The 13,890-nt window shown below is 43.9% G+C and carries 12 protein-coding genes; 2 read left to right on the top strand and 10 right to left on the bottom strand.

From position 1 onward, the window contains the following. Positions 1–217: 217 nt before the first annotated feature. From H2O73_RS16370 to rppH, 5 genes are read right to left on the bottom strand one after another with little or no spacing between them, the layout of a single operon-like run. The gene (locus H2O73_RS16370) at positions 218–1,069 is read right to left on the bottom strand and encodes a thymidylate synthase (protein ID WP_182110000.1); all 852 of its coding nucleotides are present in this window, start codon (positions 1,067–1,069) and stop codon (positions 218–220) included. Positions 1,070–1,078: 9 nt separating this feature from the next. Next, complete coding sequence (gene lgt / locus H2O73_RS16365) at positions 1,079–1,903, bottom strand: prolipoprotein diacylglyceryl transferase (protein ID WP_182109999.1); 825 nt, start codon at positions 1,901–1,903, stop codon at positions 1,079–1,081. Between the two features lie 41 nt (positions 1,904–1,944). Beyond that, complete coding sequence (locus H2O73_RS16360) at positions 1,945–2,712, bottom strand: sulfite exporter TauE/SafE family protein (protein ID WP_220457632.1); 768 nt, start codon at positions 2,710–2,712, stop codon at positions 1,945–1,947. 33 nt (positions 2,713–2,745) lie between these two features. Next, the gene (gene ptsP / locus H2O73_RS16355; RefSeq protein ID WP_182109997.1) at positions 2,746–4,992 is read right to left on the bottom strand and encodes a phosphoenolpyruvate--protein phosphotransferase; all 2,247 of its coding nucleotides are present in this window, start codon (positions 4,990–4,992) and stop codon (positions 2,746–2,748) included. A 2-nt stretch (positions 4,993–4,994) separates the two neighbouring features. After that, positions 4,995–5,513, bottom strand: coding sequence for an RNA pyrophosphohydrolase (gene rppH, locus H2O73_RS16350; RefSeq protein WP_182110006.1), 519 nt, complete (start codon positions 5,511–5,513; stop codon positions 4,995–4,997). A gap of 619 nt (positions 5,514–6,132) precedes the next feature. Here rppH and mutH point away from each other — a divergent pair. Further along, positions 6,133–6,798, top strand: a complete 666-nt coding sequence (gene mutH / locus H2O73_RS16345; protein ID WP_182109996.1) for a DNA mismatch repair endonuclease MutH — start codon at positions 6,133–6,135, stop codon at positions 6,796–6,798. On the opposite strand, the gene H2O73_RS16340 is transcribed toward mutH, so the two are convergent. Further along, positions 6,795–7,106: a DUF6482 family protein gene (locus tag H2O73_RS16340; RefSeq protein WP_182109995.1), complete on the bottom strand. Its 312-nt coding sequence runs from the start codon at positions 7,104–7,106 to the stop codon at positions 6,795–6,797. The genes mutH and H2O73_RS16340 overlap by 4 nt on opposite strands. A 211-nt stretch (positions 7,107–7,317) precedes the next feature. Between H2O73_RS16340 and H2O73_RS16335 the strand changes: the two genes are divergently transcribed. Continuing rightward, complete coding sequence (locus H2O73_RS16335) at positions 7,318–8,352, top strand: NADP(H)-dependent aldo-keto reductase (protein WP_182109994.1); 1,035 nt, start codon at positions 7,318–7,320, stop codon at positions 8,350–8,352. Between the two features lie 39 nt (positions 8,353–8,391). On the opposite strand, the gene H2O73_RS16330 is transcribed toward H2O73_RS16335, so the two are convergent. From H2O73_RS16330 to H2O73_RS16315, 4 genes are all read right to left on the bottom strand, one after another. Beyond that, positions 8,392–8,643, bottom strand: a complete 252-nt coding sequence (locus H2O73_RS16330) for a DUF1127 domain-containing protein (RefSeq protein WP_182109993.1) — start codon at positions 8,641–8,643, stop codon at positions 8,392–8,394. Between the two features lie 496 nt (positions 8,644–9,139). Next, complete coding sequence (locus H2O73_RS16325) at positions 9,140–9,586, bottom strand: putative periplasmic lipoprotein (protein WP_182109992.1); 447 nt, start codon at positions 9,584–9,586, stop codon at positions 9,140–9,142. A gap of 4 nt (positions 9,587–9,590) precedes the next feature. Further along, the gene (gene arcB, locus H2O73_RS16320; RefSeq protein ID WP_182109991.1) at positions 9,591–11,936 is read right to left on the bottom strand and encodes an aerobic respiration two-component sensor histidine kinase ArcB; all 2,346 of its coding nucleotides are present in this window, start codon (positions 11,934–11,936) and stop codon (positions 9,591–9,593) included. 139 nt (positions 11,937–12,075) lie between these two features. Then, entirely contained in the window at positions 12,076–13,827 is a 1,752-nt protein-coding gene (locus H2O73_RS16315; protein WP_182109990.1) for a sensor domain-containing diguanylate cyclase, read from the bottom strand. Positions 13,828–13,890 lie beyond the last annotated feature (63 nt).

The raw sequence follows: 13,890 nt of genomic DNA, 5'->3' as shown, positions 1-13,890 counted from the left end.
GGTCTTGGGGTCTTGGGGTCTTGGGGTCTTGGGGTCTTGGGGTCTTGGGGTCTTGGGGTCTTGGGGTCTTGGGAAGACTCTCTTTTAGAGTACAAGTAACGTCAACCTGTATGTGCTCGCTTTAATGCAAATTATGCATAGCACTTTAATGCGTAGCGCTTTGCTAGTGGCATAAAAAAAGCTGACACTAGGTCAGCTTTCTAATTGAATCTTTAGATTATACAGAGAATGGGAATTTGATTGGATCGTGAGATTCATATCCCTCTACCCAAAAATCATCCAATGTTACCCAGGTTTCTAAATCTTCGAGTGATTTGATTTCAGGGTTAATGTGGAATGTAGCAGGAGCCAGGGGCTCACGCTTAAGCTGAACATCACGCATCAACTCTAACTGATCTTCATAGATGTGGGCATTAACAATCTTGTGGTACGCAACACCTGCTTTTTTACCGGTTATCTGCGCCATAATCGCAAGGAAGGCATAGACCTGAACCATGTTGAAGTTCAGCCCTAGTGGCACATCACAAGAGCGCTGAGTGCTGTTTAGGTACAAAGTATCACCCAATAGCGAAAAGTGGTGGCTATACATGCACGGACGTAAACAACCCATATGGAATTCACCTGGGTTGTAGAAGTTAAGAATCTCACCGCGATCATCGATACCGCGAGTTAAGTCATCAACAATCTTGCGCAGCTGGTCAACTTGTCCGCCATCAGGCTTCGCCCATGCACGACCTTGAACACCGTATACACGCCCCATGTCATCTTCCCCCTTACGATAAGGGTTATCTAGCCATGCTTGGTTAAGGTTTGCATTCGCATCCCAGGTTTTCGTCCCCAGCTTGCGAAAATCATCTGCATTATCATAACCACGGATATAACCTAAAAGCTCTGCTACAGCCGCTTTCCAGAAGCTCTTGCGTGTCGTCACTAGTGGGAATTGATTGTTAGCCACATCATAGGTTAAATCGGCGTTAATCACCGTCAGGCAGCGTTTGCCTGTACGTTCATTTTCAACCCATTCACCATGGTCAACAATACGCTGACAGAGATCTAAATACTGTTTCACACCAATTCCTTACTTCGCTTTCTGTTGGGGTAATTCGTCTTTGTAGTGACCGCGCTTATATGCCCATACCATCATCAACACACCAAGAATAACCATTGGTAGCGATAAAATTTGACCCATGGAGATAAAGCCGCCAAATAAACCTAAATGCGCATCGGGTTCACGTACATATTCAACGAGGAAGCGGAATGTACCATATCCAGCGAGGAATAACCCTGACACGGATCCAAGAGGTCGTGGCTTTTTAATAAACCAGTTTAGAATAAGGAACAACACTACACCTTCTAACGCCATTTCATATAACTGAGATGGATGACGAGGAAGCGGACCACCATTCGGGAAAACAATCGCCCAAGGCACGTCTGTAACACGCCCCCATAATTCACTGTTCATGAAATTACCAAGGCGTCCCATCCCCAATCCAAACGGAACGAGCGGTGCAATAAAGTCGGCTACACCAAAGAAGGTGCGCCCATTCTTGCGTGCGTACCAGAACATGGCAGAAATGACGCCGAGCAAGCCACCATGGAACGACATACCGCCGGTCCATACTTTAAACAAATATAGGGGATCTTGTAGGAACAAATCGAAGTTATAAAACAGCACGTAACCTACGCGTCCGCCAATAACCACCCCTAAGAAACCCGCAAAGAGCAGATCAGAGACTTGATCTCGAGTCCAACCACTACCCGGCTTATCCGCACGTCGGTTTGCCAGCCATAAAGCGAAAGCAAACCCAATTAAATACATCAAACCATACCAACGAATCGATAATGGACCGATGGAAACCAAGACAGGATCGATATTAGGAAACTGGAAATATCCCTGAGACATAAGAAGACTACTCTTTTAATGAAGATTTATATGAGATTGCGCTATAACAACATAGTTCCAGCGACAAACATCAAAAATAGTGCAAATATTTTTTTCAATGCAGCAGTAGGCAACGTTGTTGCCATTTTTGCGCCAATACGTGTTGTAAGCATTGAAGTTGATGCGATGGCTGCAAGTGCTGGTAGATAAACATAGCCCACGCTGTACGCTGGTAAGTTTTCCGCACTATAGCCATGAAGAATGAAGCCTAGCATGCCTGAAATGGCAATAACACAGCCACACACCGAGGAAGAGCCTACCGCTTTTCGCATCTCAACGCCATGGCGATTAAGAAATGGTACTGACAAAGAGCCCCCACCAATACCCGCTAAGCTTGAGATAACGCCAATGCCAGTACCATAGCCAACCATTTTTGCACTAGAAGGCATGCTCCGCTCATTGGCATTTTTGATAGACAATAGCATCTGTAAAGCAAGGAAGAGAACGATGACACCAAAGACTTTAGGTAAGTATTCGGTTGGGATCCATTCAGCAATATTTGCCCCAACAAAACCACCAACCACCACGCCGGGCATCAGCCATTTGATGACAAACATATCAACATTGCCAAGTTTCAAATGGTTTAACGCTGAAGAGCCCGATGTGACAATAATGGTAGATAGTGATGTCGCCAACGCGATATTCATACTGATCGCAGGTTCAATACCGGCTTGTGGCAACAGAAACAAAAGCGCAGGCACAACAATCAATCCACCGCCAATGCCTAGCAACCCCGCCATCACACCGACAAAAGAGCCTAATACAAGCATTAATAGCAGCAGCTCAATGTTCACTATTTTTCCTTATTTCTTACCCGCACGAATAAATCCAGAGAAGCCTTTTAGCTCAAAGAAGTCTTGCATCATCGCATAGATGTTATTGCCGTAAGGCTGCGTTAGTGCTTGGCTAGCAAGCGACTCTAATTCATCAACTCTTGTGTGTCTTAATAAGTACTTCACTTTGGCTACGTTTGAAGTATTCATACTTAAACTGCGATACCCAAGCCCAACCAACAGCAACGAACCAATCGGATCACCCGCTAACTCACCGCAAATGCACACAGGTAGTTTCAACTGTTTACAGGTTTGGTAAATATGATCCAACGCCATAATGACTGCAGGATGCATACTTTCATAAACGTTAGAGACCCTTGAATTGTTCCGGTCAACTGCCAGTAAGTATTGAGTCAAATCGTTGGTACCAACCGACACAAAATCAATTTTGTCAGCCAGCAATGGTAATAGGTAGAGCATAGATGGCACTTCAATCATAATGCCGACTTGTGGACGAGCAATACTTGCGTTGATCGCGACAACTTCACTGTACGCTTGCTCAATCAGCAGCAAGGCATCATCCAACTCTTGCGCCCCTGAAACCATAGGCAACAAAATACTCAGGTTTTGCGTTTCGGCACTCGCTTTCATCATCGCGCGGATCTGCATTAAGAAAATATCAGGATGATCGAGAGTAAAGCGAATCCCACGCCAACCAAGGAAAGGGTTATCTTCTTCTATTGGCAGATATGGCAACGCTTTATCGCCACCGATATCAAGCGAACGCATGACTACCCGTTTGTCAGGGTAAGTCGCCATCACCGATTTATATTGATGTGTCTGTTCTTCCTCTGAAGGAAAACGGTGCTGTAATAAAAAGCTGATTTCGGTTCGGTATAAGCCAACGCCATCAACACCTTGATTCACCGCAATATTGGCATCAGCACTGAGCCCTGCATTGAGCAATACTTCAATTCGCTCACCATCACTGGTGTATGCCGGCTCTTCGATGCGCTGGTTAACCATGTTAGCCAACTCTCGCTCTTCATTTGCGAGGGCTCGGTACTCTTTGAGTAACTGTCGGCTTGGCGATATCAGTATTTTGCCGCTGTAGCCATCAACAATGCCTTGCTTACCATTGATGGTATTGAGATTTAAGCTCACCCCCATGACCGCTGGAATACCTAGCGCCCGCGATAGAATCGCTGCATGGGAGTTAGCCGCGCCTTCAAGAGAGATAACCGCGAGCAACTGATCTTTCGGGATCGACGCCAACAACGAAGCCGTCAGCTCACGAACCACCAAAATTACGGGTTGTTCAAAAGTTTGCTGCTCGTTCTCGGTGTTATGCAAAAAATAAAGTAGCCGCTGCCCTAACTCACGCACATCTTGCGCTCGTTCGCGCAAATACGTGTCAGACATGCGTGCAAACCGGCTGGAGTAGGTTTCGACCACTTGTCGCACAGCCCAATCCGCTCGATCACCTTTTTGGATCTGCGCTTTCAGGTCTTTGCGTAGCATGGGATCATTAAGCAAGTGGGTAAACAGATCGAAAATCGCTAACGTATCTTTGTTGATTTCACTATCCAACTTCTTACGCATGCGGCGAAAATCAGTTAGTGCTGCTTCAATCGCCAGTAATAGCCACTCTTGTTCGCGCTCAATATCCAGTGCAGAAGCTGGACTCACATCTGATAGCAGTGGTTGACTGTTATCCCACCAGAACTGACCAATCGCAACGCCTGATGATGCAGGAATACCGCGAATCGCTTGCTGCGTCTTTTCTAGGCGCCACTGCCCTTGAGTTTGTGCATGAGCAATAATCACCGCCAACTGAGCAGCAAGAGTCACTAGAAAGGACTCTTCCATTTCATCAAACAAACGGGGCTCTTTTTGCTGCACGACCAGCACACCAAGCACCTGCTTGCGATGAATGATAGGTGTACCTAAAAAGCTCTGATAAACCTCTTCACCTAACTGAGAGAAGTACTTAAAGTTTGGATGTTTGGAAGCTTCAGCAAGGTTTAGAGGTTCGGCACTTCGTTTGACCAGCCCTACCAAACCTTCACTAAAGTTAATATGAATTTTATTGCCGTGAAAGCGCAAGCCTTGAGTTGCCATCAACTCAAGGCGCTGCATCTCTTCATTCGCTAGGTAGATCGTACAACATTCCGTGTGCATAGCGAGGCAAGTTTGTTTGACCAAAAGTTGCAACGCTGCATGAACGTTCTCTACTCTTGAAACTTGTTCAACTATGTCCCTTAGTTGCGAAAGCATCTCTACCCTCTTCGTGTTTTACGTTTGCCTTTAGCACGACGTTCTTTAAATGGCATAGCCATGGATGCGAACTCTTTCATTGCTCTGCGATAAACATCGCGCTTAAAAGAGACCACTTGACGCACTGGGTACCAGTAACTCACCCAGCGCCAACCATCAAACTCAGGGGAATGACCGCGTTGCATATTGATTCTAGATTCATCGCAATCCAATCGCAGTAAAAACCATTTCTGTTTTTGACCGATACAAACAGGTTTTGAATCCCAGCGAACTAATCTTTTTGGTAATTTGTATCTTAACCAATGTCGACTTGTCGCTATGATTTTTACGTCTTTCTTAGTAAGACCTACCTCTTCATACAACTCTCGATACATAGCTTGTTCAGGTGTTTCACCGTCATCAATTCCTCCTTGAGGAAATTGCCATGAATGTTGTCCGTATCGTTTAGCCCAGAAGACCTGACCATGGTTGTTACAGATTACAATACCCACATTTAAGCGGTAACCATCGCCATCTATCACTGGCCAACCTCTAATATAATCTTTAATTGCGGTAATTTTTCCACATATCCCCAAGCGGAGCAAACTTACTAGTGTGACTAGCACAGAAATTATCGCCGAATCTTACAGTTATGGATAACTATTCATCAATTATATCGTTATTCACATCAAGGTGAGACCTACTCCACATTTATTCACCTTTTCTGTGTATAACTATGTGAAAAAGCCTAAAACAAGCGATCATTTATTCAACAAGCTATATTTGCGCAACAAGACACACTCACCACCAAAGATCATAAAGCAATAAAATACATCAACTTACAATAAGCATCATGATAATACAGACACATTTAAAACTAACCAAAACAACTCAATTCTCAATTGTACAAAGATCAATCAGCACTCTATTTATCCACATTGTTAACTTTAAAAAAAGCTAAACTCCGAAAACTCAAGCAAAAATTCCATCAAAAACCCCTGTTAATTCATACATACTCGGTAAATACCACTATTTTTGCGACAATATCTGTGGATAACCTATTAATGAAGATCTTTTCAGCACTCTGTACGATCTTTGCTCAGGTCGAATTTTTATGAAATAAGGTTAGAATAGCAATAACGAGATTAAGAAGTGTTATTAATGAAAGCGGAACCAAAATCAGAACAAGAGTTGCTAGTGCGCGCCACCGAGATCGCGGGGCTCACTTTCCAAGAACTTGCTGAAGAAGCGAAGATCGATATCCCTGCTGATTTGCGCCGAGACAAAGGATGGGTCGGTCAGTTACTTGAGTGGCATTTGGGCGCAACAGCGGGCAGTAAACCACAGCAAGATTTTGAAAAGTTAGGTATTGAACTTAAAACCATTCCGATTGGCTACAATGGTAAACCACTTGAGACAACGTTTGTCTGCGTCGCTCCCTTAATCGGTGTGCAAGGACTAACTTGGCAGCAGAGCCACGTTCGTAACAAACTATCTCGAGTTCTTTGGATCCCAGTAGAAGGAGAACGAGAAATACCTTTAGCTGAACGCCGAGTTGGCTCGCCCCTAATTTGGTCACCCAGTGAAGAGGAAGATCAACAGTTGCAAGCGGATTGGGAAGAGCTCATGGAGCTGATTGTATTAGGTCAGATAGAAAAGATTACCGCTCGACACGGAGAAGTGTTACAACTTCGCCCAAAAGCCGCTAACAGTCGCGCCCTCACTGAAGCTTACGGTGCCAGTGGAAAACCAATCAAAACGCTGCCTCGCGGGTTCTATTTAAGAACTCAATTTACGGCACGAATCCTAGCCAACAACTTCGCTTAGTGAGTGGTTAACGTCAATTCAATATCATGATACATAGGCTCCGTTTCTACACCAAACTCATCATAGCTGTTGTGTAAGCGCAAATAAGCACGCTCAACATCTAAACGGTGCAACTCCTCCTTCACTTGCTCTAATGAAGCAAAATGAATGGGATGCCCATCCACACTGATTGGCTCCAACTTGTTCTTATACTCGACAGCCAATAAGTATTGAGACAGATCGGAGCAACTAATCACAAAGACTTTCGGTGGCTGATAACTCTTTTTATGAAAGCCATGTATCCACTTATCTAACTGCTTTCTATGCATATCTCCTCCCAAAGAATTTGAACGTATGAGCTATATAGCTACACTGAGTTTAGCAGTAAGTTTGATTATTATTATCACTATCCAACGCTCAAATTGGTGCTTTGATCACTTCCATTACGCATAAAATCTGGCTTATATTGATGACGTAATCCCCTAAGGTTAGGTCTCCAGGTTGAAATAGCCGTACATTTTCATGCCAAAAGGAAGTGCTATGAAATATCACCAGCTCCCGCATTCCAGTTTAGAAATCAGTAAAATATGCTTAGGTACCATGACATTTGGCGAGCAGAACTCCCAAAAGGATGCCTTTCATCAGCTCGACTACGCTCTTGAAAGAGGGGTGAATTTTATTGATACCGCAGAGATGTACCCCGTTCCACCTAATCCCAAGACACAAGGTGCTACTGAGAGCCACATCGGCAACTGGCTAGAAAAGTCCGGAAAAAGAGAAAAGGTCATCTTAGCGACCAAAGTCGCAGGTCCAAGGAACGTGCCCTATATTCGCAATGATATGAAGCTTGATAGGCGTAATATCCATCAGGCAATTGATGACAGTTTGACCCGATTAAAAACTGACTACATCGATCTCTATCAAATCCATTGGCCCCAGCGTGAAACCAATACCTTTGGTCAACTGAATTATCCATACCCAGATTCACAGCAAGATGTGCCCTTGATTGAAACACTTGATGCGATGGCTGAATTAATCAAAACAGGGAAAGTTCGCTATATTGGTGTCTCAAATGAAACCCCATGGGGAGTGATGAACTTACTCAAACTAGCTGAAAAGCACGACTTACCGAGAATTGTGTCAATTCAGAACCCCTACAACCTTCTGAACCGCAGTTTTGAAGTCGGGCTTTCCGAAATCAGCCACTTTGAAGGGGTGGAGTTACTCGCGTATTCGCCACTCGCCTTCGGCTGTCTAAGCGGCAAATACCTTAATGGTCAAAGACCGGAAGGTGCTCGCTGTTCTTTGTTCGAGCGTTTTGTACGTTATTTTACGCCACAAGGCATTGCAGCCACACAAGCTTATGTCGATCTGGCGCATAAGCATGGTCTCGATCCGGCTCAAATGGCGTTGGCATTTATCAATCAGCGTCCATTCGTTGCGGCAAATATTATTGGTGCAACAACGATGGAGCAGCTAAAAGCCAATATTGATAGTATCTCTATTGAGTTAAGTGATGAATTATTAAAAGAGCTCCAAGCGATTGGGACCACTTACTCCAATCCTTGTCCATAAGATGTTAGGGGGAGGGAAGACTCTCTTCCCTCCCTCCCGTTACGTTGCTATTCGCGAAGTTAAAACTCGACGAAGATGGCGAATATGACGTTCGGCTTTTACTTCAGGTGCAAGGCTATTACCGAGTGGACGCCCTTCTTTATCCAAGCCAATATCGCGCAATAAGTGTTCATTTTGCCATGGGATCTCATGTGCACTGCGACGAACTTTACGCAACCAAGCTCGCTCTTCACGGCGTAGATCAGCTTTGACTAATACGGTGGCTAGTTTTAGGTAAATTGAATGACTCATGGTTTTCTCCAGTTGATAGTAATGCTGGGGAAAAAGGTCAACAAATCAGAAGAATCGTATTGAAAACTTAATCAGCTGCCTTTTTCCGCAGCCAATTAAAAAGAGGTTACGGATTAAATATTTGCGTGTTTAGATTTGCGATCGGCCATATCGTTGGCAAAACAAGGAGCGACGCTCCAGGTTGCGATGGGATCGGCAGAGGTACACGTGGTTTGAATGACATTGAACTGTTTCATTGTGCGCCTCCTAACAAAAATTTAATCCAAATTGGTGTGATGTATGAGCTTGAACTCATGGTTAAATTCTAAGCAACACAGATTATTATTCAACCACTAATTAGCATAAAAAATAAAAACAAACGTTTAACCTAAATTAAACCCTACAATCACTAAATTTATAAGATATTCCTCTTGGAAATATATAACCATCATTACATTTGTTTAAAATATAAAAAAGCCAGCTTAGAAAAGCTGGCTTAAAATTCAAATAGATAGTTTTAGTAAACAGTGTCAATCAGCACTTGTTTTTCAACCAACCAGTTGAGGCTATCTTGGTGATTCAACTGCAATGCCACATCAACTGTTTTGTTTGGGTCTAATTCAAACTGCCAAGCAAACACCACTTCCCACTGATTTTCATCGTGAGTGCGAATTTCCAAATCATCACCGTCGATAATCCAAACATCATCACCTTGACGAAGCGAGACACTCTCTACTGTAATATCCGCTGGTAACGACCGGGAAGATTCTAAGTTAAGCGCGCCGTGTAAGCTCTGCTCTTGCAACTCCCCAATTGTTGGCATTTTATTTAACCAAAGATTGCTGGTTAACTGAATTGGCGCATCATTAATAATGACTTTCTCATCTTGATCCCAACCCACTTGTGGTGAAGCACACCCGGCGAGTAAGGCAAGAGTTAGTGAAACAATCGCGAGTTTTTTCATAGTATTACCTCTGTGCTAACCAATCTTTAAGTACCTGAATATCACTTTGATATTCTTTCTTAATTTCATCAACCCAATCATCAATATTTTCCCACCAAGCCGGTTGTTCAGGCGATTGAGCTTGCTGCGCGACACTTTGAATATGTTTCAATCCTATCGAGCCTGCCGCTCCTTTTATTTTATGCGCTTCAGAAACAATCCCGTCTTGGTCTTTCGCGACCATATTGGAATCGAGCAATTCAATATAACCAGGCATCATCTCTTCAAACATCTTAATGCTTTCTAGGACAGGCTTCGTGCCCACAATCCCTACATAAGAATCTAGCATGTCTAAATCGAGGATCGAGTGATAAACCTCTTCATGGTCTACCACATGCTGAGGTTCTGGCAAATGTGGCATGGGTTGTTCAGGCTCGTGTGTGCTAAAGAGTGCTATCACTTCTTGTACAGCCATTACCGAAAGCGGTTTGCTAATCGCCTCATCCATGCCTTGCTCATAGTATTCTTGTTTGTTCTTAATAACGTTTGCCGTCAATGCTACCAAAGGAGGTAAATGCGGGTAATGTTCACGATAGTAAATCGCCACATCAAACCCCGTCATGTCGGGTAATTGGATATCGAGAAAGACCAAGTCGTAAAGATCAGGATCGAACATTTCAATCGCTTCTTTTCCGGTCATGGCCACGGTTACTTCATGCCCCATACTCTCAAGCAACGAGCGAGCAACCGTGATGTTAAGCTCAATATCTTCCACCATAAAGATGTTAAGTTGCTGCTCAGATGGCTGAAGTTCGACTTTCGCAATTTCAGCCTCTTCCGCTACAGGTACACAAATCGTCACGGTAAAGGTACTTCCAAACCCTTCTTCACTGCTCACCGTGATATCGCCATGCATCATTTCAATTAACTGCTTTGATACCGCCAAGCCGATACCTGTACCCACCGCATGTAGGTTATCTTTCCCAGATTTCACTTGGTAGTACATTGCAAAAATCTTATCGAGTTCAGACTCCGGAATGCCCACGCCAGAATCTTCGACTTCCAAGGTAATATGAGCGAAGCCGTCCTCTATCAATGAGCTCACCGACAATATCACGCCACCCTCTTTGGTGAATTTCATGGCGTTACTGATCAGGTTCCACAAAACTTGGCGCAGACGCGTTGCATCGGCACTGATCACCGTTGGTAAGTCATTTAAGCGTTCAAGGTCAAACCTTAGTCCTTTTTGTTCTGCCATTAGCGCAGCGATGCTTTCCGTTTCAACCACAAACTCTTCAAAATTAAGTGGTGCAGGATAAAGCTCTAATTTACGACGATCAAACTTGTCCATATCGATGATGTCGTTGAAGATATTACCCAATGTAATGGCGCTGACGTTGATGGTTTGCATATGCTTACGTTGTTCATCAGTCATTGGGGTATCAAGTAGCATTCGGCTCAAACCAACAATGCCATTGAGTGGTGTTCTTAGTTCATGGCTAATGGTCGATATAAAGGTGGTTTTATCACGACTGGCTTTCTCTAATGACTCTTCATGACGCTTACGTTCCGTAATATCGCGTCCAAAGCCAACCAGTCCGAGATGACGCCCTTCTTTGCTATAAAGCGGTACTTTACGTAGTTCAAAGTAAATTTTTCGTCCATCTGGGTATTCAAGCCACTGTTCGTAAGTGATTGCGTGGTTATCAGTAAAGACCTCTTCGTCTGTTTCAACAATTTGTTGAGCGACCTCTTTGCTATATACCTCCCACGGCGTTAAACCCACTAATTGTGATTCATTTTTACCAGTCAACTCTTCCATTGCTCGGTTACAACCAGAGAAGATCCCTTCTGCATTGCGGTAGTAAATAAGATCGGGAGAAGCATCGATAAAAGAACGCAACAATGCCGTACGCTCTGCCAATTCCATCTGAGTACGTTCGCGCTGATAAACCTCGTTTTCGAGATCTTTCATTGCCTCTTCACGCCCTTCTTCCGCCTTGACTCGGTCTTCAATCTCTTGATTGAGCTTTTCTATATTCAGTTGTAGCTGTTGATTCAGTTCTTGGTCGCGTGAGCGCATCACTTTGAGCTTAGAAACCATCTTTGATAATCGTTGGCGAGATTCTTCTAATTGATCGACCACAACCGAAAGAAAGTAAACCGCCCATGGGGTGATCACTAAGCCAAAGAAAACTGAACGAACAATATCGATATCATCAACGTGACCGCTGAGAAACAAGGTGATTCCAACTTGTACCACTACGGCGACAGAGATAAGAGCAAGAGCAAGAAGTATGGAGAATCGCAAAATACCAAGTTTGACGAGCAAGTCGACATAGTATTGAGCCAGGTTCTTGATGGGTTTCATTGAGCGCTCCAGGCGAGAAAAAGCAGCAGCCATCGTCACGAATTTCAGCTGCTAAATTTAGAATAATATGTGACGAATTATCAGGATAGTTTACCTGCTTTCACAAATCACAGCTAAGAAATCCCCACTAGCTATAGGTCTAATTACTGGATGTGTGATGTATGCTGGTTTGATTGCGACCATTTGCTTTCGCTTGATACAAAGCTGTGTCGGCCTGAGAAACAAGAACATCAGCATTGTGAGTTGACTCTGGGATGAAGGAAGCCACACCGATACTAACAGTGATACATTCGCTCACTTCAGACCCTTGATGGGGAATAGATAACTGACTCACTTCAGCATGAATTCGTTGTGCGATAACCAGAGCACCTTGTCGCGTGGTATTCGGTAGAATAAAAGCAAATTCTTCGCCACCATATCGAGCAACACAATCACTCGAGCGAGTAATCACATTCCGAAATGCCTGCGCCACACAGATCAACGCTTCATCGCCTTGCTGATGCCCATAGAGATCGTTGAAGCCTTTAAAATAATCGATATCACACAACATTACCGTTAACGGTTGTTGTTCTCGGATATGAATATGCCAAAGTAAATCCAATTGCTCATCAAAGCGGCGACGATTGGATATTTGAGTGAGACCATCAATAAAACTCAATCGTTCCAACTCTTGATTCGCCTCTTCCAATTGCTTTGCTGCAAGATATCGCTCCGACACATCCCTTGCCATCACCAACACACCGTTGGTTCCTGAGGTTGGGTCGCGAAATGGGGATTTGACCACGTCATACCATGTCGTTTCTCCGTTGCTGTGCACAACTTGATCAACGTAACGCAATGACACTTCTTCTGTTAAGACTTTGCCATCACTCTTGGAGAGTCGTTGATAGACGTCATTAGGAACGACATCTTGCAAGCGCTGACCAATAAGGTCATTTACATCTGAAATACCTAAAGTTTTTACGAAAGGCTGGTTACACGCTTGGTAGACCATATTTTCATTGAAAATGCCAATTGAATCAGGACTAGCTTCTAAGATGTTCTGCAGAATCGTTTCACGTTGAGCAAGCGCCACCTCCATATCACGGCGTTTATCCATCTCATCACGAAGGTTACGCTGAATATCATGCCAATCTGTCACATCGTGACTAATGCCAAGCATGCCTAATGTCTCACCTTGTGGAGACATTAGCAGGCTTTGATGAGTCTCTAGTAAACAACTGCGTCCAAACAGATCAACAGTCCAGTGACGGTGAGAAGCACGACCTTTGAGCACACCTGATATTTCATTCATCCCTTCATCAAATCGATCACCCCAAAAGCGATCAAATGCTCGATTGGTAAAGAGCTTCTCACCATTTTGACCTTTTACGAAAATCAGTTCTGATAGGTTTTCAAAAGCACTTTTAATCACCGAGAGAGAATGAACTTGCTCCATCACTTCATCGATGCTGGGCTGATAAGGGGTTAAGTAAAAAAGCCAACATGGTCTACCACGGTACATCGTTGGACGCCCCGAAACTTCAACTCGAATCGTTTGGTTGGCTGAAAGCGGCCAATCAATTCGATAAGCCGCGGAGTTCTGGGTAGAAAAATGTGCCATGAGCTCTAGCACGAAAGATTGATTAAGCGTACCCGGTAACAAGTAATAGCGCCCAACTCGGCGAACGCCCAGCACACGCGTTGCAACAGGGTTAGAGATGAGAAGATTGCCCGACTTGCTCTCTACCAACATCATTGGTACTGGCGCATCTTCAATCAGTCTTTTGATTTGTCGATGAAAACGAAGGTACATCTGCCCCATGATGACTAATAGAACAACCGCCAAAAGCAGTTCGAATCCATGAAGATGGATAGACTCAAATATCCAACTTTCCGACTTATCAATCATACAGGCTTATTATCTCTGGCTTGGCATTCGCTAAAAGATAGCAGTTTCTATAAAATATATCTT

The sequence above is a fragment of the Vibrio marinisediminis genome, assembly GCF_014050145.1.
GTDB lineage: Bacteria > Pseudomonadota > Gammaproteobacteria > Enterobacterales > Vibrionaceae > Vibrio > Vibrio marinisediminis.
Note: the sequence above shows the minus strand (reverse complement) of the source record. Positions and strands in the feature narration are given on the sequence as shown.